Here is a 19,688-nt window from a genome sequence, read left to right as displayed (position 1 = left end):
GCCGTGCGCCGATGCCAGCAACGCGTTCCGTATGCGGACTTCGGTTTTATCGAAGCTTCTTCGCCAAATCTTCAGCGCGTGGGTGGTAATACCGCATCAGCATGCGCGGATCTTTGTGGCCCGTAATCTTCGTTAGCTCGTGCAATGGGAAGATTGACGCCAAGCGCGAAGTGGCTTCGTGCCTAAGGTCATGAAAGCGGAGGTCGGTCAGAAACTTCCCATCAGGTCGTCGGCTGGCTTCTCTGCATTCTTCCAGGTAGCTCTTGCGTGCACGCGCAACTGCACGTTCAAAAGCCCTAGTAACGGCGTCGTTGCGAATCTCGAACACTCTTCGCGTATCGTCGCCTAGGCCGTCATCCGTGGGGGCAACTTTGGGGGCATCCGTGTTTTCGCCGCGATTGTCTTGGAGGGCCTGAAGTACCGCGATGGCTCGAGGAGATAATGGCACGTCGCGGGCGTCTCCGTTTTTTGTGGCCGGTAGGTGCGCGACGCGGCGCTTGAGATCCACGTGCTCCCATCGCAGCGACACAATTTCCCCGCGGCGCATAGCGGTTTCAACGGCCAGCCAGACAATGGCGGGCAGCAGCGCCGAGTTGCTGGCCATTACGACCCGCTCGAGCTCGCCGTCCTGCGCGCCCCGCGCTGATTCGGAATCATCGGCATCTGGAACTCCTGCTGCAGGCTCGCCGAGGGCAATGCGTCGCGTCCGCGCGTTGTTCGGCTGTGGCTTCCGAATTAGCTCGACCGGATTCGATAAGCTCTCCATTCCCCATTCCTTGCGGGCAACGTTGAACACATGCGAAAGAACAGCCAAGCGACGCAGTACCGTGGCAGGTTTGTAGTCCTTCAGCCATTCATCTCGAAGTTTCGCAATGTCGGCGCTCCGGATTGTGGCTAACGGCCGCTTCGCCAAGTCAGCAGCTTGGCAGGTCTTTAAGACGGAAGCTTCTTGTGCCGCCCCCTTCTTTGAGAGGGAGATCTCTTCCTCGTAGCGTTTCAGCGCTTCATAGAGTGTTGTTGCCTCAGCCTCATTGCGGCTGACCCATACCCCGCGCGACATTTCCGATTCGATCATGCTGGCCCACGCTTCCGCCTCGGCCTTGGTAGTAAAGGTCTTGCTTTGCGCGGGGTATCCGCGCCGGCGTACCTGCGCTTCCCATTGGTACTGCCCACGCTTTCGGATGGTCGGCATATCTCGACGCTCGCTTGAATGGAGTGTGGCGATATTGTGGCAAATAATCGAGAAATGGGCTACATGCCCCGTATTTATTGGCGTGGTTTTTACATTCGCAATGCGAAGGTCGGGAGTTCGATCCTCCTCCTCCCATCAGGAAATCCCTTTAAAACCAGCCATGTAGGTTGGTTTTTCTTTTTGTGCTTCTTCCGTCGTCGTCTGAATTGACACCTCGCAGGGTGACATCAAGGTGACAAGACAATTACCTGTCTGGGCGGAGGACCGCATACGCTTCAACCGGGGATCAACAGTCGCGCAGAACGTTACCGCTTGCGACCAAGCTTACCCGTCAATTCCCCATGCCGTAGTCATTCTCGATCCGCATACCGGAAGAGATTAATCCGAGCGAGAGCGCCAGATATCGCTGTGCCTGACCCGCAAAAACTGCTTGGCAGCGTTACGGTGCGAAAGGGCATATCGCTCGATCCTGCGCTGTAACCTTGTACATGGACGGAAGCGCGGTGACATGCTGCACAGGCACTACGTCAGTCTCGAAGCACGCGATGTCGGTGGTCCGTTCGAAGAGACCAGTTCACGTTCGCTTCGACCATCGCATCCTCGCGTTCGGTCAGACGCACGTTGCTGATCTGATGCATCGTGCGCGGCAGCGGCGTCGGCGCGGCCGACTTGCCGGTGGCAGACGGAACACGCGGTCTTCGAGGCCGGCGCGATCCGGGTAGTAGATCAACGGCATGCCCTGCGTCGGGTCGCTCGTGTACACATGCTCCGAATCCCACTGCGGCACATGAAACACGCTCTGCGGATCGAACAGTTCGAGGTATTCGTCCCATTGCTGCTTGTCGCACAGATCGGCCTTCAGATACAGAAACTGCTCGACGGAGTGTTGGAGTTGGCTCATGCCCGCTCTCCCTGCAATTCGAGGGATTTGTCGAGCCCCTTGAGGATCGTGTCGCGCCAGGTGCCGTGCTGGTTCACGTAAAGCCCTTCGTGGGTCGGCTCGGTACCGGTCAGATTCGGCGCGATGCCGAGCAGCGTGGTGTTCGCGGTCGCGCCGCTGACCCACTTGTGATGTCCGCGCGAGATGTCGCTCCAGCGTTCGAGACGCGCCTGGAAGCCGCGCTGCTGCTCGCGGAACTCGACGAGGTCGTCGGGCGTGCCCATGCCGGCCACGTTAGAGAAGTCTTCGAACTGACGAATGCGGCTCTCGCGATCCTTCGCCGACTCGCCCTTCACGCCGATGCACTGGCTGATGATCTCGGCCTTGTTTCACGCGACCGGGCGCACGATGCGCAACTGCGAGCTGATCTGGTCCATGAAGAACAGGCTCGGGTAGACGTTCAAGTTACGCAGGCGGTGCATCATCCATTCGGCCTTGGGCTGACCATAGGCTTCGACGAGGCGCTGCATCGTCAGCAAATCGTTCCTCTTGGCGATTTCGCTTCCGTGGCACGCATAGATCCAGGTCTTCTCGGAGACGTACTCCATCTGGAGGAAGAACATCTCGGCCTCCGTGAACATGTCACGGGCAATCCGGTACACGCCTTCCGCCGGGCGGAAGTCCAGGCAGCCACTAACGAACTCGCGCCATCCGCCGGCGCTGCGCTTTTCGCTCATGATGTGTCTCTCCTGGTGTCCAATCGTTTGAATGTGACAGGTTCGACACGCGCGGCACGACGCGCTTCTCAGGCTTGCTTCCCGTCCCGCTTGCCAGCCCTCATTGCTCTCCGTAAACTCGCGCGTAACTTTGCCGGACCCGCGCCGCAGCGCGGGTTCGGCACATATCACGCCGACCCTGAGGAGAATCCCCGCGATGGCCGCATCCTATTTCCCCCGCTGGCGCCGCCAGCCTGCCGCCGCCGAGGGCAGCATCGTCGGCATCGACGAACGGCTCGGTTGGCCGCAAATGTTCGCGATGGGCGTCCAGCACGTCGTCGCGATGTTCGGTGCGACGGTGCTCGCGCCGTTGCTGATGGGCTTCGATCCGAACCTGTGCATCTTCATGTCGGGGATCGGCACGCTGCTGTTTTTCGTGCTCGTCGGCGGCCGAGTGCCGAGCTATCTCGGTTCGAGCTTCGCGTTCATCGGGCTCGTGATTGCGGTGACGGGCTACGGCGGACACGGCGCGAATCCGAACATTCCGGTCGCGTTGGGCGGCATCATCGCGTGCGGTGTCGCGTACGCGGTGATCGGCCTCATCGTATCGGCGGTCGGCACCGGCTGGGTCGAGACGCTGATGCCGCCGGTCGTGACCGGTGCGATCGTCTGCGTGATCGGCCTGAATCTCGCGCCGATCGCCGTGCACGGCGTGAGCGGCAGCAACTTCGATTCGTGGATGGCGCTCGTGACGGTGCTGTGCGTCGGTGCGGTGGCCGTGTTCACGCGCGGCATGCTGCAGCGTCTCTTGATCCTGGTCGGCCTGCTGCTTGCCTACGTCATTTACGCGGTCGTCACGAACGGCCTCGGCATGGGCAAGCCGATCGATTTCTCGATCGTCGCGAACGCCGCGTGGTTCGGCATGCCGCAGTTCATGTCGCCGGTGTTCGAGCCGCACGCGATGACGCTGCTCGCGCCGATCGCGGTGATTCTCGTCGCCGAAAACCTCGGTCACATCAAGGCCGTGAGCGCGATGACGGGCCAGAACCTCGACCGCTACATCGGCCGCGCGTTCATCGGCGACGCGCTCGCGACGATCGTGTCCGGCTTCGCGGGCGGCACCGGCGTGACGACGTACGCGGAGAACATCGGCGTGATGGCGGTGACGAAAATATATTCGACGCTGGTGTTCGTGATCGCCGCGCTGATCGCCCTCGTGCTCGGCTTCTCGCCGAAGTTCGGCGCGGTGATCCAGACCATTCCGGGCCCGGTGCTGGGCGGCGTGTCGATCGTCGTGTTCGGGCTGATCGCGGTGACCGGCGCGCGCATCTGGGTCGTCAACAAGGTCGACTTCTCCGACAACCGCAATCTGATCGTCGCGGCCGTCACGCTCGTGCTTGGCGCCGGCGACTTCTCGCTGAAGCTCGGCAGCTTCGGGCTCGGCGGCATCGGCACCGCGACGTTCGGCGCGATCATCCTGTACGCGCTGTTGAGAAGAAAGCCGACGCAAGGGCCGGTGGCCTGAGCGTCGATCGGCATCGGCGCTTCGCCCACCGGTGCCGTTGTCGATGCGGCGGCGAACCCTCTACCGGTTGCGAGCGGTCAGCGCCGTCTCCGACAGATCCACCTCTCGCATCAGCTTGTTCAACGTCTCGTCGTTGATCCGCTGGCTGTCGCGCAAGTCGAGCAGCGTCTTGCGTTCGGCGCGCATCGCCGCGATCCTCATGCGGAATTCGAGCGCATCGGCGCGGCGCGCGAGTTCGCGTGGCGCCTGTTCGTCGTCGAGCGTCGCGAGGCGGCGGCGGTACAAGTCCATCACGCGCGCGGTCACATCGGTGGCATACGCCTGCGCCGATTCCTCCAGATCCGCCGACTCGCTGTCGCGCAGATGACCGACCGCGCGAATCGCCGCCTGGGCGGCGAGCGTACGCGCGAGCGCTTCCTCGGCCGCATGCGGGTCCTTGCCGCGCCGCCAGCCGCGCAATAGCAGCGGCAACGCGGCCACCGCCACCAGCAGCGACAGCAGGATCACGCCCGACGCGATGAAGATCGCCAGATCGCGTCCCGGCAGCGGCGTGCCGTTTGGCAGCAACTCCGGCAGCGACAACACGCCCGCGAGCGTCACCGCGCCGCGCACGCCCGCCACCGTCGTCACCGACACCATGCGCAACCCCGGCACCGCGTTGGCGACGCCGTGCTTCGCCGCCCCGCGGCTCGCGAACCAGCGCAGCAGCCACACCCACACGAAGCGCATCGCGTACAGCGCGATCGCGACCGCGACGATGTACCCGATCAGCAGCGCGACGCGCGCGTCGCTGGTTTCGTGCGCGTCGAGCAGCGCGCGGCCGAGGATGTGCGGAAACTGCAGGCCGAGCATGATGAACACCATGCCGTTGAACACGAACTCGATCATCGTCCAGGTGCTGGTGGTCCGCACGCGCGAGGCGACTTGCCACGTATGCGCGATGCTCGAGTAGTTCATCATCATGCCGGCGGAGACGGCGGCGAGGATGCCCGACAGCGCGAAGCGCTCGGCGCTCAGATAGGCCGCGAACGGAATGAGCATCGTCATCACGACGCCGGGCGCGGGGTCGCCTTCCTCGGTGAGATTGAGAAAGCGCGTGGACGCGAAGCTGAACGCCGCGCTTACCGCCGCACCGACCGCAAGGCCGCCCGCGGCAATGATGACAAAGCTCACCGACGCGTCACGCAACGAGAACGTGCCGGTCAGCGCTGCGGCGATCGCGAACTTTAGCGCGACGAGGCCCGAGGCGTCGTTCATCAGCGCCTCGCCTTCGAGGATATGCATCAGCCGGCCCGGAATCTTGTCGTTGCCAGCGATGCCCGAGAGCGCGACCGCGTCGGTCGGCGAGAGCACCGCGGCGAGTGCGAACGCGACCGGCAGCGAGATTTGCGGCACCAGCGCATGCACGAAGTAGCCGACCGCGAGCACCGTCATGAACACGAGGCCGAGTGCGAGCATCAGGATCGCGCGGCGCGCCATGAAGAACTCGCGCTTCGGAATGCGCCAGCCGTCCGCGAACAGCAGCGGCGGAATGAACAGCAGCATGAAGATTTCCGGATCGAACGCAACGTGCAATCCGAGGCGCGGCCACGCGAGGATCGCGCCGATCGCAATCTGCACGAGCGGCAGCGGCAGCTTGAACGGCAACGCGCGCGTCAGCACGCCGGACGCCGCGACGGCGAGTAGCAGGATCAGGACGGTGAAGACAATTTCCATCGTGTGTTTCGGGCGAACGAAGGGGCGTCCGTGGCGAAGGGACAGATGTCAAACGCCGAGTGTAGCCCGGCCACGCGCGCGCTAGCCACGAGCGATGCCGCGACGCTCCCCACGAGCCGCGCACCGCAACGGTGCGCGCCGCGCCCACGGTCGGCGCATGGACCTTGTCGCCGGTGCAATCTTTCGATCGAGTTACAGCGCAATGTGCGCCACCGTGCGCACAGACCTTGCTTAACGTTCAACGATGACGCACATTTTTAGAACCGGGCATCGGTCTTGTCGCTCCGACGTTCGGACCGGCCGGCTCTTGCGTGAGAGGATTGCATGACGATTGCGCAACAGGACAAGGCGGCGAGTGTGCCGCACGGCTTCGAGGTCGAGGTGACCTCGGGTCTTCAACGCTATTCGGTGCAGCATGGCGGGCTGACGCTGACGAGCGTGTTTCAGCCGGTCTTTAGCCTGTCGCATATGCGCGCGGTCGGCTACGAGGGTTTGCTGCGCGCGCACGACGCGCTCGATCGCGCCGTGTCGGCGCTCGACGTATTCGGCGAGGCCGCGCGCATCGGCGACGCGCTGCAGATCGACCGGCTCGCGCAGACGCTGCATCTGGAGAACTTCAAGGTGCTCGGTGCCGAGCGCGAGTGGCTGTTTCTGAACGTGCACCCGGGCGTGCTGACCGACCCGTATCTCGCGGCGGCGCTGCTCGCGAATCTGCGGCGGCTCGATCTGTCGCCGCGCCGCGTCGTGCTCGAAGTGCTCGAGCAGCGCGCCGTCGATCTCGATCGGCTCGCCGACGCGGTGCGCGAGTTTCGCGAGCGCGGCTTCCTCATCGCGCTCGACGATTTCGGCGCGGGACATTCGAACATCGAGCGTATCTGGCAGCTGAATCCCGACATCGTGAAACTCGACCGCATCATGCTGTCGCACGCCGCGCATCGCGCCGACATGGCGACGATCCTGCCGGGGCTCGTGTCGCTGCTGCATGAGGCGGGCAAGCTCGTACTGATCGAAGGCGTGGAAACCGAGCACGAAGCGCAGATGGCGCTCGCCTGCAATGCCGACTTCGTGCAGGGCTTTTTCTTTGGCAGGCCGAGTCCGGGGGTGGCCGATGCCGTGCATACGGCGGCGTGCATCGGCGAAGTCACCGAACGTTATCGCGAGCAGGCCGAGGCGCGCGAGCGGCGCAGCGCGATTCGGCTCGCGCCGTATATGCGCGCCTTCGAGCGCGCCGCGGAGCGCCTCGCCGCGGGCGAGCCGCTCGACGAGGTGTGCTGGAATTTCCTTGCGCTCGATCACGCCGCGCGCTGTTTTCTGCTCGACGCGAAGGGGCGCCAGGCGGGCCGCAACGTCGTGCTGCGCGCTGATCGCGCGGCGCGCGAAACGCGCTTTCTGCCGCTCGCCGACGCGCAGGGTGCGAACTGGCTGCGTCGTCCGTACTTCAGCGTCGCGATCAATGCCCCGGAACGCGTGCACGTGACGCGGCCTTATCTGTCGATCAACGAGGCGTTGCCGTGCGTGACGCTGTCGGTGGCGACGCGCGTGGGCGGCGAGATCTGCGTGCTGTGCGGCGATATCGACTGGGTCGAGGAGGAGCGCGACGCGCGCATCTGACATGATGTCGTTTTCAACGACAGCGGGTTGTGCTCATGTCCGTGCTGCTCGAAGTGATTGCCACGACCGTCGCCGATGCGCGCGCTGCCGCGCAGGCCGGCGCTGACCGCCTCGAACTCGTGACCGCGATGGGTGAGGGCGGTCTGACGCCGAGTGTGGGGTTGATCGAGGCGGTGGTTTCCGCTGTCGGCATTCCCGTCAACGTGATCGTGCGGCCGCATAGCCGCTCGTTCGTCTACGACGCCGACGACTATGCGGTGATGCTGCGCGACATCGGTGCCGTGAAGGCGGCTGGCGCGAACGGCATCGTGATCGGCATGCTCGACGCTCACGGCGGGATCGATCGCGAAGGCCTCGCGCGTGCGTGCGACGCCGCCGATGGCCTCCCTATCACATTCCACCGCGCGTTCGACGAAGCGGGCGATCTGCGCGCAGCACTCGACGTGTTGCTGCGTTTCGATGCGGTGACGAATGTGCTGACCTCGGGTGGAAAGCCGTCGGTGTTGCAGGCGCGAGAAGTGGTTGGCGAACTCGTGCGGCAAGCGTCCGGCTCGCATTGCACGGTCCTTGCGGGCGCCGGATTGACGGTCGATGCGGTCGCGGACTTCGTGAGCCAGACGCACGTCGAGGCCGTGCATTTCGGCTCCGGCGTGCGCGTGAACGGCAATGGACTCGCGCCGGTCGATCCGGCGCGAGTCGCGCAGGTGAGGGCGCAGCTCGACGCGACCGAACGGTGAGCCGCGCAACGAACTACTTCGCGGCCACCACCGGAATGCCGCGCAATTGCCCGGCGCCCTTCATCTGCTCCAGTGACTTCTTCACCGCCGCACCGGTCGCCGCGTCGATGCCGAGACGCGCAGCGAGTTCACGCTCACCACGCTTGACGCCCGCGAGATTCGCCAGCTTCACGTGTCCATAACCGCGCACGCGCGCATGCAGATCGGCGAGTTTCGCGACGTCCTCGAGATGGCTTGCGTCGAGTTTGGCGAGCGCGCGTTGCAGCGTGGTTTCGTAATCGCTTGCGAGTTCGCGCTCCATTCTGCGCTCCAGCGTACGGCCGAACGGATCGAGCGCGGTGCCGCGCAGGCCGCGCCATTTCGCGAGCAGGCCGAGTACGGGCCACATCCACTGACCATAGGTTTTTTTGGCGGGCACGATGCCGGGCTGCGCGCGCGTGAGCGTCGGCGGCGCGAGGTTGAAGCGGATCGTGAAGTCCTTGCCGGCGACGCCCTCGAACTGCGCTTCGAGCGCATCGCGGAACGCGGCGTCCGTATAGAGACGCGCGACTTCGTATTCATCCTTCACCGCGAGCAGCCGATAGAACGTCGTCGCGACCGCGCGTGTCACGCGCTCGCTCGTCGTGTCGACCGCAAGTTCCGCGCGGCGCGCCGTATCGACGAGCGCGCGGTAGCGCTTCACATAAGGCGCGCCGCCATACACAAGCAGACGTTCTTCGCGATGCGCGATCAGTTCGTCGAGCGTATCGATGCGCACGCTTGGCTTGTGCGCGTGACGTGCCTGCCACAGCGATTCGAGCGCGGCGGGATCGGCGGCGGCCATGCGGCCGATCGAGAACGCGAGCTGGTTCATCTGCACTGCGACGTTGTTCAGTTCGATCGCGCGCATCAGCGCGGCGAATGACACCGGCACGAGACCGAGTTGCCACGCGAACCCGAGCATCAGAATGTTCGCGCCGATCGTATCGCCGAGAAAACGCGTCGCGAGCGCGTGCGCGTCGCACGTCGACATGCGCTCAACGCCAGCCGCATGACGCATCTTGTCGATCAGCGCATCGGCATGCAGCGTCGCGTCCGGGTTCTGCACGAAGCTCGCGTTCGGAATCGCATGCGTGTTGACGACGATGCGCGTGCGGCCATGCCGCACCGTCTGCAACGCGTCGGCGCTCGCGCCGACCACCATGTCGCAGGCGAGCAGCACGTCAGCCTGCTGTGTGTCGATGCGCACCTGGTTCAACCATTCGTCGCGCGCGGCAAAGCGCACGAACGACAGCACCGAGCCGCCCTTTTGTGCAAAGCCCATGAAGTCGAGCACGGACGCGCTCTTGCCTTCGAGATGCGCGGCCATGCTGATCAACGCGCCGACCGTCACGACGCCGGTGCCGCCGACTCCGGTGACGAGGATGTCGTACGGTGCGGCATCGAGTTGCGTCGCGGGAATCGGCAGCGCGCTGACGTGCGCGGCGAGCGCCTGCGGATCGAACGCGGCACCCGCGGCTTTCTTCAGCGTAGCGCCTTCGATGGTGACGAAGCTCGGGCAGAAGCCATTCACGCACGAGTAGTCCTTGTTGCACGACGACTGATCGATGCGGCGCTTGCGGCCGAGCGCGGTTTCGACCGGTTCCACCGACAGGCAATTCGACTGCACGCCGCAATCGCCGCAGCCTTCGCAGACTTCCTCGTTGATAAAGAGCCGCTTGTCGGGATCGGGAAATTCCCCCTTCTTGCGACGGCGGCGTTTTTCGGCCGCGCAGGTCTGGTCGTAGATCAACACGGTCACGCCGTCGGTATCGCGCAACTCGCGCTGCACGGTGTCCATTTCGCTGCGGTGGTGAAACGTCGTGCCGCGCGGAAACTGGTCGTGATGGCCGTCGTATTTCTCGGGCTCGTCGCTGACCACGACGAAGCGCGACACGCCCTCGGCTTCGACCTGACGCGCGATCTGCGGCACCGAGATGCTGCCGTCGACCGGCTGACCGCCGGTCATCGCGACCGCGTCGTTATAGAGGATCTTGTACGTGATCGTCGCGTTCGCGGCGACTGCCTGGCGGATCGCAAGAATGCCGGAGTGAAAGTAGGTGCCGTCGCCGAGATTCTGGAACACGTGGCGCGTTTTCGTGAACATCGAATGCGCGGCCCAGTCGACGCCTTCGCCGCCCATCTGAATCAGCCCGGTCGTGTCGCGCTCCATCCACGAAGCCATGAAATGACAGCCGATGCCCGCCTGCGCGATCGAGCCGTCCGGCACTTTCGTCGATGTGTTGTGCGGACAACCGGAGCAGAAGTACGGCGTGCGCTTTACGCTGTCCGCTGCATTGGACAGGATTTGCGGCGCGACCAGATCGACGACGCGTTCGCGCCGATCGAGCGCCGGCTTGTGCCTCGCGAGCCAGTTCGCGAACACCGGCAGGATGCGCGAGGGCCGCAATTCGCCGAGCGACGAGAGCAGCAACGTGCCATCTTCGGCGTGCTTGCCGATCACGACGGGCCGCGTGCCCTGCGTGCGGTTGTACAGATAGTCCTTGATCTGTTGCTCGATCACGGGACCTTTCTCTTCGATCACGAGCACTTCGGACAGACCCGACACGAACGCATCGATGCGCGTCATCTCCAGCGGAAACGACAGCCCGACCTTGTAGATGCGCACGCCTGCCGCGTCGAGATCGGCGAGCGTCAGATCGAGCCGGCGCAGCGCCTCCATCAGATCGAGATGCGCCTTGCCGCACGTGACGATGCCGACGTTCGCGTGCGGGCTCGGCGCGATCCATTTATCGATGCTGTTCGTGCGCGCGAAGTGACGCACCGCGTCGAGCTTCGCGTGCAGACGCGCTTCGATCGTCAGGCTCGGCAGATCGGGCCAGCGGTTGTGCAGACCACCCGCCGGTGCTTCGAATTCCTGAGGGAGCGCCCATTCGGTTTGCAGCGCGTCGAGATCGACGGTGGAGCCTGATTCGACGGTCTCGGAAATGGCCTTGTAGCCGACCCAGGCGCCCGAGAAGCGCGACAACGCCCAGCCGTACAGGCCGAATTCGAGCATGTCCGCGACGTTCGACGGGTTCACCACCGGCATATGCCACGCGATCATCGTGAAGTCGCTTTGATGCGGCATGGACGACGACACGCAGCCGTGATCGTCGCCCGCGACTACCAGCACGCCGCCGTGCGGCGATGAGCCATAGGCGTTGCCGTGCTTGAGCGCGTCGCCCGCGCGGTCGACGCCCGGGCCTTTGCCGTACCACATCGCGAAGACGCCATCGACGGTGCGCTGCGGATCGGCTTCGACGCGCTGTGTGCCGAGCACGGCGGTGCCGCCGAGTTCTTCGTTGATCGCGGGCAGGAAGCGGATGTCGCTCGCGGCGAGCAGTTTGTTTGCCTTCCACAACTGCTGATCGACCATGCCGAGCGGCGAGCCGCGATAGCCGCTGATGAACCCGGCCGTGTTCAAGCCGCGGGTTTTGTCGAGTTCGCGCTGCATCAGCGCGAGGCGCACGAGAGCCTGGGTGCCGGTCAGAAAGATCCGGCCGCGCGTCGCGGTGAGATTGTCGGACAGCTTGTAGTCGGCGAGGGCGGGCGTGCCGTCGATGGGCTGGCGGGCGGTCATGGGCGAGTCTCCATTGTTCTGGTTTCGCGCGCGGTGGTGGCGCCACGGATGCGGCGCAGCGAAAGAGACTCTATTTTTTAGCGCTCGTGGGAGTGAATTATTTCTTCTTTGATCAGGCGTGCGCGAACGGGCGCGAAGAGTCGCGTGTTTTGACCGGCTTTTGAGCCGGATTTGCCACGCGGCGGCGCGCTTCGGGTATGCCCTGGGGAGTGGCTGGGCCCGAATGCGCCTCGGCCTATTGCGCAGTGTTTGCCGCGATATCCGGTTTGAGCGGCGCGGCGTCGAGCGGCACGATCTCGTCGAAATGCGCGTAGTCGATATGGCTCACGCCGTTGCGCTCGCTCATGATGTCGACGTACCGGTGCTGCCAGAAGATCTGGTCGCAGCGCCACAGGTGGCGCGCCTGCATGGTCTGCGACGTCGATTCGTCGATGCCTTCGAGCGTGAGCAACAGCGACATGTCGCTGCCCTTCAACGATTCGGCGTTTTCGCCGAACAGCGGACTCGCTTCGTCGATGATGTGCATCAGCGTCCAGCCGAGCTTGAACACTGGATGCTGGTCGCGCACCAGCGTGAGATCGTAGAGCTTGCGCAGCGCATAGCCTTCGACCGAGGTCTCCAGACGCATGATGCGCAGCCGCGCGCGCGCCTCCGCGATCACGTTCTGACGTGCGTTGGCCGCACGCACCATCAGCGTCATGCGTCCGTCGATCGGCCGGATCACCGCATAGCGCGCGAACATGATCTTCGCGTGCGGCCGCGAAAAGCGCGCGAAGATCAGCCCGGTTGCCAACGCGATGCTCGACATGCCGACGAAGATTTCGAGCGTCGCGATCCAGTGCGCGTAGACGGTTTGCGGATGCATGTCGCCGTAGCCCACGGTCGCGAGCGTTTCGACGCTGAAGAAGAACGCGCCGCCGAAGCCGTGCGGAAACTGATTCGCGATCGGCGCGTCGCCGAGCATGTAGAGCGTGGCGAACACCGTGTTGAGCAGCAGGAACAGCAGGGCGAGCGACACGAAGAACACCGGCCAGCGCACGCCGAGCGCGCGGTGATACAGGTCCTGCCAAAGCGGTGTCGGCATGCCGTGCGCGATTACCACGCGATCGTCCAGACGCATTTCGCGGCTGCCACGCGGGCGGCGCTTCGACGGGCGCGCGTCGGTATCGGTGTCGGCATCGCCGAGCGTGGAAAAACGGTCTGACGGTTCGCTTGCCATCACGCGCTCGTGAGGATGAAAACGGGCACAGCGTAGCATGGCGCGATGCGTGCGCTAAGGGATTTTCCGCGCGCTGCGAGGGCGGCGCGGCGCGGTGCAGCCCCTCTGTGGGTGGGGGCGCGGTGCGTAGTCGAAGTGCTTCGGAGCGTGCCGGATTTCAGGCTGGGCCGGGTTGCTTCACGCAGCACCCGTCACGGAAACACGCGCGGCTTTGGGATGCCCGCGCCATGCTCGATATCCTCGACCGCCTGCCGATGCGCGCTGGCTACCGCCTCGGTCTCATCGGCATAGCCCGCGTCGCCGCCGACCGTGGTCCACGCCTTGACGGCCTTCTCGCGATGACGGATTTCGTACTCCGCGTCCCAGCGCGCGCCGCTCAGTTCGAGCGGACGAACGTGAATCGAATACACGCCGTATTGGAACAGCTGCTCAGCCATGATCGCCTCCACCCGGCCGGCCCGGCAGCGGCGCGCCGATGCACGAGGGCGCGCGCCGCCGCCCTGGTTCGGCCTACAGTTCGATTTCCCCGAGAATACGATGGGCGAGCGCTTTGGCTTCTTCGAGCGCTTCTCCCGGAGTCGACGACGTCGCATCGACTTCATAGACCGTGGTTTCCTGATCCTCGCTCGGTTCGCCTTCATCTCGCGCGAGGGTGACGACACCTTGCCAGGCATCCCGTGCCACTTCTCTTATCGACGCAGTGGCCGAGTAGATCCCTTTGGTGTAGGTGACGTCCTCCATGGCCTCGCTCCTTTTCGCAAAGGTTTCGACGTTTTCATCGTAGCACGGCGTGGCCGGATCGGTTCCCGGCCGCAGGGGCTTCGCGCTGCGTGACGTGCTCGCCTTGCGTCACGCTACGCGCGCTCCAGGGCAGCAGAATTACGGCGGCGCGCTCTACAGCAACGCAACCACCTCATCGAGCGTCGGCGCGTGCGCGCCAGCGTGTCCGCAAGCCGCCGCGCCGGCCGCGAGCGCGAACGCGAGATGCTCGGGCCACGCGCGTTGCGGCGCGCTCATCAGGCTGAACAGCAGACCGCCGATCGACGCATCGCCCGCGCCGACCGTGTCCACCACTTCGACGCGCGGCGGCTTCGCCTCGATCACCGCGGCGCCGTCGAGCAGCATCGCCGATTCGGGGCCGCGTGTGACGAACACGGTGGCGGCCGGATTCATCGCGCGCAATTGCGCGAGCGCGGCGGCTTCGTCGCTGGTCCTGAAGATCATGCGCAGGTCTTCGTCCGATACCTTGATCAGATCCGCGAGCGCGGCCATCTTGCGCAGCGTCGGCTCGTAGCCGTGCTCCATCAGATTGCGATAGTTCGGATCGAAGCTGATCTTCACGCCGTGCGAACGCAGTTCGGCGGCGAGCGCCGCGAGCGTATCGCCGAGCGGCTGACGTACCAGGCTGATGCCGCCGAAGTGCACCCACTTCACGGCGTTCATCCAGCCGGCCGGCAGCTTCGCCGGATCGAACGCAAGATCGGCGCCGTTCTCGCCCATGAAGAAGTACGCGGGCGGATGCGTCTGATGCACGATCGCCAGCAGCGGCGCTCGCTCGACGCGCTGCAGGAAGCGCATGTCGAGACCGGCGGCGACGCTCGCGTCCCATAGCTCGTCGGAGAAGTTGTCGACGCCGAGCGAGCCCGCGCACGCGGTGGGCAGGCCGAGCCGCGCGACGCAGCGCGCGGCGTTCCAGCCCGCGCCGCCCGGACGCGACAGCCAGTGCGATGCGCCGGTGCGCACGAGATCGGTGAGGATGTCACCCGCGGACACGAAAACGGGAAGGTCGGTCGTCGCGCTCATTGTGCTTTCTCCGCTGAAACCGCTGCGGCGGGCGCGGTCGATTCGGCCGACGCGTTCTCGCCGAGCGCATGGGCGAGCACTTCGTAGCACGCACCCATCGTGTGATAGTCGGTCTTGCCGGCAGGGCTCTTTTCGTCGCTGTACTTGCGGTTGTCGCAGGTGAGGATGCGATACCAGGCGCCGAATTTGTGGTCGACGAAATGCGTCCAGCTATAGCGCCAGATCTCGTCGTACCAGTCCCAGAAGCGCTCGTTGCCGGTGCGCTTGCCGAGCAGCGCGGCCGCGGCGAACGTCTCGGCCTGGACCCAGAAGTACTTGTCGTGATCGCATACGGTGCCGTCGGGGCCGAAGCCATAGTAGAGGCCGCCGTGGTCTTCGTCCCACGCGTGCGCCATCGCGGCATCGAACAGCTCGATCGCGCGCGGCAGCAGCCACGGCAGCGGCCGGAAGCGTTCGAGAATCAGCAGCAGCTTCGCCCATTCGGTCTGATGGCCGGGCTGGAAGCCCCACGGACGGAAGATGTTCGAGCTGTCTTCCTCGTTGTAGTGCCAGTCGACCGCCCAGTCCGCGTGAAAGTGCTCCCACACGAGTCCTTGCGACAGCTTCGCCTGGCGCAGCGTGATGTTCGACGCGACGCGCTCGGCGCGATCGAGGTAGACCAGATGACCGGTCGCCTCGTGCGCGGCCAGCAGCGCCTCGGTGGTGTGCATGTTCGCGTTCTGGCCACGGTAGGAACTGACGTGCCAGTCGGGCGAGGCCTCGTCGGCATAGAGGCCGGCGGCGGGGTCCCAGAAGCGGTGCTCCATCAGCTCGAAGGTCGCGCCGATCATCGGCTTCGCTTCCTCGATGCCGGCCATCGCCGCATGCGAGTACGCGAGCAGCACGAACGCGAGGCCGTAGCAGTGGCGTGTCGCGTCGAGCGTGCGCTTTCTGCCGTCGCGCCATTCGATTTCCCAGTCATAGCCCTGGTGCTGCGAGTCCCAGTGCGCGTCGCGCAGAAAACGCAGACCGTGGCGCGCGTATTCGAGGTGCTTCGGGTCGCCGAACTGCCGATACGCCATCGCGTAATTGAACACGTAGCGGCAACTGCTGACCAGGTGGCGCGTCGTGCGGTTGTAGATCGAACCGTCGTCGCGCAAGAAATGATAGAAGCCGCCGCTCGGGTCGAGCACGTTCGGCGCGTAGAAGCGCAGCGTGTCCTCGATGTGCGCGAGCAGGAATTCGCGGCTGCGGAAGCTGGCGACGGGCGGCACCTGCACGGCGTCGGCGGAAGGGTGAAGCGGATCGGTTAGCGTCATGGCGTTTTCACCAAAGTACTGGCACGGGCAACGAGTTGAACGGGCAAGCGGACTTCGAGTTCGGCGGGCGAGTCTTCGAGCAGCAGTTCGACGCCGCGCCGGCCGAGCGCTTCCTTGTCGACGGCGATCGTCGAGAGCGGCGGGGTGGCGTGCGCGGCGGCGGGGATGTCGTCGAAACCGATGATCGCGATATCGTCGGGTACGGTGAGGCCGCGCGCAAGGCACACGCGCAGCGCGGCGAGCGCGGCGGCGTCGTTGAACGCGAACACGGCGTCGGGGCGCGGGCCCGGCGCGTCGAGCAGGCGCTGCATCGCGCGCGCGGCGCCGGTGTCGGGATCGAGCCCGGCGTCGATGTTGATTTCGAGCGACGGGTCGAACAGCAGCCCCGCTTCGAAGAACGCGCGCCGATAGCCGAGCGCGCGCTCGGCGATGCTGAAATGCGCGAGCGAGCCGCCGATGAACGCGACGCGCTTGCGCTGCTGCTCGAACAGATGGCGCATCGCGAGCGTGGCGCCGGCGGCGTTGTCGAGATTCACCGAGCGCAGGCCCGGCGACCATAGGTCGATCAGCACCAGCGGGCGCTGCATCGCGACCAGCGTGGCGAGCGTCTCGGGCTCGACGAAGCCGGCGACCGCCACGGCGTCGGGCGCGTGCAGGCGCATCTGGTGAATCACGTCCTCGGTCGGCCCGGCGGTCAGCACCGAAGGCACGATACCGCGCTCGCGGCACGCGTCTTCGACGCCGTGCAACACGTGCGAGAAAAACGGACTGGCGGCGAAGTTGTTGTGCTGGCGATGCAGCAGGAAGGTCAGACGGCGGATGCGCGGACGCAACTGCGCCGGATCGTAGCCGAGCTGCCGCGCCGCCTCGACGACGCGTTCGCGCGTGGCCTCGGAGAGGCCCGGCTGATTTTTGAGCGCGCGCGATACGGTGCCGATCGAAACGCTGGCCGCGCGGGCGACGTCGCGGATGGTTGTGGCCATCAATGAGGCGGCCGCGCGAGGCGCGGCATCACGGGTTCAGGTCGGGCGATTGTATAGTAAAACGCTGCTAGAACAGCCCGGTAAACGTGCGCTTTGCACCCGTAAATACCCGTATTTCATGGGCTTAACCGAAATTGAATTGTTTAGTAAAAGAACTAAACAGCAACCGGGCGGCCGTTTGCAAGGCATGGCGGGAATCTTCCTATGCCATCCGGCCGAGGCGACAGCGCGAGCGTTTGCGCGTGAAATAACATCAAAGGCCGATGAAAGGCCAAAAGAAAAGCCGCCCGAAGGCGGCTCTCGTCACACGATCAAAACGACGCTCAGGGAGGGCGCCTATGAATGTCCTGTTTGCATTGCGCGTATTTTCAGCGGCGCGCGACGACGGCGGCGGGCCGCCGCGTCGCGGCCTCGCTCTCGCCGCTGATGTCGCGGGCGCCCCAGTGCTGCGCGAGCGCGGCGCAGACCATCAGCTGAATCTGGTGGAACAACATCAGCGGCAGCACCACGGCGCCGACCGCGTGCGACGCGAAGATCACCTTGGCCATCGGCACGCCGGCGGCCAGGCTCTTCTTCGAGCCGCAGAAAATGATCGTGATCTGATCCGCGCGATTGAAGCCGAGCCGCTTGCTCGCGAAGATCGTCGCGGCCAGCGCGAGCCCGAGCAGCACGACGCTCACCACGATGAGGCCGCCGAGCGCGGACAACGGAATCTGGTGCCACAGGCCTTCGGTGACGGCCTCGCTGAACGCGCCGTACACGACGAGCAGGATCGAGCCCTGGTCCACGAACTTCAGCACGCCGCGGTTCTTCTCGATCCACTTGCCGATCAACGGACGCAGCAACTGGCCGGCGACGAACGGCACCAGCAGTTGCAGCACGATGTTGCCGATCGTATGCCACGGCGAGGCGCCGCCGCTCGCGGCCTGATTCGTGACGATGACGCTGACGAGTGCTGGGGTGACGAAGATGCCGAGCAGGCTCGACGCGGACGCGCTGCACACCGCGGCCGGCACGTTGCCCTTGGCAATGGACGTGAACGCAATCGACGACTGGACCGTCGATGGCAGCGTGCAGAGGAAGAGGACCCCGGCGTAGAGCGACGGGGTGACCAGCGGAGAAAAGACCGGTCTAAGCGCGAGGCCGAGCAGCGGAAACAGCGCGAACGTGCTCAGCATCACTACCAGATGAAGGCGCCAGTGCGTCGCGCCCGCAATGATCGCCTCGCGTGACAGCTTGGCGCCGTGCAGAAAGAACAGCAGGCCGACCGCGACATTCGTCACCCAGTTGAACCCCACAGCGGCCTGCCCGTGAACGGGCAGCAGGCTGGCGAGGATCACGGTGCCCACGAGTGACAAAGTGAAGTTATCGGGCAGGAATTTCGGGCGGGACATGTTGGAATCTCGATTCAATGACGCGGTATAAGCACGCGCTGCGCCAGTCAGGGCGCGGTCTGTGGTAGTGGAAAGCGGCTATTGTTGTCGAAAGTCGATTGAAAACGCAAATTCATTTGCCGAATCGATTAATGAGATTCGCGCATTGGATCACTTGGCCACGCATCGCCCTTGCACGCGCACGTTTCAGTATCGGCGACGCGCGTCTTCGCAACAAAACCGATTGACCATGGACGTTGCAAGCGCCGTTGATATGCAAAAAACGGCGCTTGCACGCGGCCGATACATGCGTCCGCCAGGAAGCCCCGCAGCGCGCCCGCGCGGGTGCCGCACCGCAAAAAAACCTCGCAGTAACAAGGTGTTACATCCACCGAAGAGACCTAACACTTTTTGGCTCGACACCCTCTACACCCGACCATAAATTATCCGATCAAAGGCCGCAGGGATGCCTTGTGCCGCGAGCGCAACGCGGTGCTTTTCTTCCTTCCCGCAACAGGTCCATCGCAGCTCGAACGGTGGACTTCAGGCAAGTCTTCGGGCGTGAGAGTGACAAGGTGGACGGGTTGTCGAGAACGAAGCACTGGGCGTGGGGCGCGGTCATCGCCGTGCTGTGTTCGTTCGCCTATGCAAAGGGGCCGGTCATGTCACACGGCGGCGGTGCCGCTGCGGGCGCCGCGCCTGCTCCTCACGCTTTGCGTAGTGCGATGGCTCATCGCGACTCGCACGCGCAACGCGGCAACCCGAACATCGCAAACGCCAATTTCGGCTATGGCTTCGGCAACTACAGGTCCGGCATGCGACGTGTCGGCGATCCGTTCGGCTTTGCCGGCATGGTTAGGCCGGTCAGCACGGAGTCGCGTCCGGTGCCGCATCCCCCGCCCAACATGCCGGTGCGCAGCGGCTCCATCCGCGCCGACGTTGCCCGCTACAACGAAGAGCGTGGCGCGGGCCGCCCGATGCAACGCCCTGCCGACGATCCGCGGCCTCCGGAAGGTTCGCCGTATAGAAATTAG

General features: G+C 64.8%; 16 protein-coding genes and 1 pseudogene. 4 read left to right on the top strand and 13 right to left on the bottom strand.

Annotated elements, in window-relative coordinates; translation table 11 throughout:
- Positions 1-46 precede the first annotated feature (46 nt).
- The 4 genes and pseudogenes from LJ655_RS08145 to LJ655_RS30320 form a co-directional block, all read right to left on the bottom strand.
- On the bottom strand, positions 47-1,192 hold the full coding sequence (locus LJ655_RS08145; protein WP_230560746.1) for a site-specific integrase: 1,146 nt from the start codon (positions 1,190-1,192) through the stop codon (positions 47-49).
- Positions 1,193-1,758: 566 nt separating this feature from the next.
- Positions 1,759-2,093 (bottom strand): annotated as a pseudogene (locus tag LJ655_RS08140) (aromatic-ring-hydroxylating dioxygenase subunit beta); the annotation flags it as partial.
- Positions 2,090-2,428: an SRPBCC family protein gene (locus tag LJ655_RS30325; protein WP_230560745.1), complete on the bottom strand. Its 339-nt coding sequence runs from the start codon at positions 2,426-2,428 to the stop codon at positions 2,090-2,092. The gene LJ655_RS30325 and the pseudogene LJ655_RS08140, both read right to left, overlap by 4 nt.
- Before the next feature lie 33 nt (positions 2,429-2,461).
- A complete protein-coding gene (locus LJ655_RS30320) occupies positions 2,462-2,809 on the bottom strand; it encodes a hypothetical protein (RefSeq protein WP_230560744.1) in 348 nt (115 codons plus the stop codon).
- 196 nt (positions 2,810-3,005) lie between these two features.
- Between LJ655_RS30320 and LJ655_RS08125 the strand changes: the two genes are divergently transcribed.
- The gene (locus LJ655_RS08125; RefSeq protein ID WP_230560743.1) at positions 3,006-4,313 is read left to right on the top strand and encodes a solute carrier family 23 protein; all 1,308 of its coding nucleotides are present in this window, start codon (positions 3,006-3,008) and stop codon (positions 4,311-4,313) included.
- A 60-nt stretch (positions 4,314-4,373) separates the two neighbouring features.
- Here the strand turns inward: LJ655_RS08125 and LJ655_RS08120 are convergent, their stop codons facing one another.
- On the bottom strand, positions 4,374-6,029 hold the full coding sequence (locus tag LJ655_RS08120) for a Na+/H+ antiporter (RefSeq protein WP_230560742.1): 1,656 nt from the start codon (positions 6,027-6,029) through the stop codon (positions 4,374-4,376).
- Between the two features lie 324 nt (positions 6,030-6,353).
- Between LJ655_RS08120 and LJ655_RS08115 the strand changes: the two genes are divergently transcribed.
- The gene (locus LJ655_RS08115; RefSeq protein WP_230560741.1) at positions 6,354-7,640 is read left to right on the top strand and encodes an EAL domain-containing protein; all 1,287 of its coding nucleotides are present in this window, start codon (positions 6,354-6,356) and stop codon (positions 7,638-7,640) included.
- 35 nt (positions 7,641-7,675) lie between these two features.
- Entirely contained in the window at positions 7,676-8,377 is a 702-nt protein-coding gene (locus LJ655_RS08110) for a copper homeostasis protein CutC (protein ID WP_230560740.1), read from the top strand.
- Between the two features lie 13 nt (positions 8,378-8,390).
- Here the strand turns inward: LJ655_RS08110 and LJ655_RS08105 are convergent, their stop codons facing one another.
- From LJ655_RS08105 to LJ655_RS08070, 8 genes are all read right to left on the bottom strand, one after another.
- The gene (locus LJ655_RS08105; protein WP_230560739.1) at positions 8,391-11,978 is read right to left on the bottom strand and encodes an indolepyruvate ferredoxin oxidoreductase family protein; all 3,588 of its coding nucleotides are present in this window, start codon (positions 11,976-11,978) and stop codon (positions 8,391-8,393) included.
- 235 nt (positions 11,979-12,213) lie between these two features.
- Positions 12,214-13,197, bottom strand: a complete 984-nt coding sequence (locus LJ655_RS08100; RefSeq protein WP_230560738.1) for an ion channel — start codon at positions 13,195-13,197, stop codon at positions 12,214-12,216.
- A 191-nt stretch (positions 13,198-13,388) separates the two neighbouring features.
- A complete protein-coding gene (locus tag LJ655_RS08095) occupies positions 13,389-13,634 on the bottom strand; it encodes a hypothetical protein (RefSeq protein ID WP_230560737.1) in 246 nt (81 codons plus the stop codon).
- Between the two features lie 73 nt (positions 13,635-13,707).
- The gene (locus LJ655_RS08090; protein ID WP_230560736.1) at positions 13,708-13,938 is read right to left on the bottom strand and encodes a hypothetical protein; all 231 of its coding nucleotides are present in this window, start codon (positions 13,936-13,938) and stop codon (positions 13,708-13,710) included.
- Positions 13,939-14,091: 153 nt separating this feature from the next.
- Positions 14,092-15,000 (bottom strand): carbohydrate kinase family protein, encoded by a 909-nt coding sequence (locus LJ655_RS08085; protein ID WP_230560735.1) that lies wholly within the window; start codon positions 14,998-15,000, stop codon positions 14,092-14,094.
- A complete protein-coding gene (locus tag LJ655_RS08080; protein WP_230560734.1) occupies positions 14,997-16,298 on the bottom strand; it encodes an AGE family epimerase/isomerase in 1,302 nt (433 codons plus the stop codon). The genes LJ655_RS08085 and LJ655_RS08080 overlap by 4 nt, the downstream gene beginning before the upstream one ends.
- Positions 16,295-17,281: a LacI family DNA-binding transcriptional regulator gene (locus tag LJ655_RS08075; RefSeq protein WP_230560733.1), complete on the bottom strand. Its 987-nt coding sequence runs from the start codon at positions 17,279-17,281 to the stop codon at positions 16,295-16,297. Before LJ655_RS08075 ends, LJ655_RS08080 begins: the two co-directional genes overlap by 4 nt.
- Before the next feature lie 368 nt (positions 17,282-17,649).
- On the bottom strand, positions 17,650-18,675 hold the full coding sequence (locus LJ655_RS08070) for a bile acid:sodium symporter family protein (protein ID WP_230560732.1): 1,026 nt from the start codon (positions 18,673-18,675) through the stop codon (positions 17,650-17,652).
- A 554-nt stretch (positions 18,676-19,229) separates the two neighbouring features.
- Between LJ655_RS08070 and LJ655_RS08065 the strand changes: the two genes are divergently transcribed.
- Positions 19,230-19,688: a hypothetical protein gene (locus LJ655_RS08065; RefSeq protein ID WP_230561093.1), complete on the top strand. Its 459-nt coding sequence runs from the start codon at positions 19,230-19,232 to the stop codon at positions 19,686-19,688.

The sequence above is a fragment of the Paraburkholderia translucens genome (assembly GCF_020881035.1).
Taxonomy (GTDB): Bacteria; Pseudomonadota; Gammaproteobacteria; order Burkholderiales; family Burkholderiaceae; genus Paraburkholderia; species Paraburkholderia translucens.
This window is presented reverse-complemented; position numbering and strand designations above follow the sequence as displayed.

Excerpts from the sequence above, each read along its gene's own strand:
- LJ655_RS08145 (WP_230560746.1), bottom strand. The coding sequence starts at position 1,192 with ATGCCGACCATCCGAAAGCGTGGGCAGTACCAATGGGAAGCGCAGGTA.
- LJ655_RS30320 (WP_230560744.1), bottom strand. The coding sequence starts at position 2,809 with ATGAGCGAAAAGCGCAGCGCCGGCGGATGGCGCGAGTTCGTTAGTGGC.
- LJ655_RS08125 (WP_230560743.1), top strand. The coding sequence starts at position 3,006 with ATGGCCGCATCCTATTTCCCCCGCTGGCGCCGCCAGCCTGCCGCCGCC.
- LJ655_RS08120 (WP_230560742.1), bottom strand. The coding sequence starts at position 6,029 with ATGGAAATTGTCTTCACCGTCCTGATCCTGCTACTCGCCGTCGCGGCG.
- LJ655_RS08115 (WP_230560741.1), top strand. The coding sequence starts at position 6,354 with ATGACGATTGCGCAACAGGACAAGGCGGCGAGTGTGCCGCACGGCTTC.
- LJ655_RS08110 (WP_230560740.1), top strand. The coding sequence starts at position 7,676 with ATGTCCGTGCTGCTCGAAGTGATTGCCACGACCGTCGCCGATGCGCGC.
- LJ655_RS08105 (WP_230560739.1), bottom strand. The coding sequence starts at position 11,978 with ATGACCGCCCGCCAGCCCATCGACGGCACGCCCGCCCTCGCCGACTAC.
- LJ655_RS08100 (WP_230560738.1), bottom strand. The coding sequence starts at position 13,197 with ATGGCAAGCGAACCGTCAGACCGTTTTTCCACGCTCGGCGATGCCGAC.
- LJ655_RS08095 (WP_230560737.1), bottom strand. The coding sequence starts at position 13,634 with ATGGCTGAGCAGCTGTTCCAATACGGCGTGTATTCGATTCACGTTCGT.
- LJ655_RS08090 (WP_230560736.1), bottom strand. The coding sequence starts at position 13,938 with ATGGAGGACGTCACCTACACCAAAGGGATCTACTCGGCCACTGCGTCG.
- LJ655_RS08085 (WP_230560735.1), bottom strand. The coding sequence starts at position 15,000 with ATGAGCGCGACGACCGACCTTCCCGTTTTCGTGTCCGCGGGTGACATC.
- LJ655_RS08080 (WP_230560734.1), bottom strand. The coding sequence starts at position 16,298 with ATGACGCTAACCGATCCGCTTCACCCTTCCGCCGACGCCGTGCAGGTG.
- LJ655_RS08075 (WP_230560733.1), bottom strand. The coding sequence starts at position 17,281 with ATGGCCACAACCATCCGCGACGTCGCCCGCGCGGCCAGCGTTTCGATC.
- LJ655_RS08070 (WP_230560732.1), bottom strand. The coding sequence starts at position 18,675 with ATGTCCCGCCCGAAATTCCTGCCCGATAACTTCACTTTGTCACTCGTG.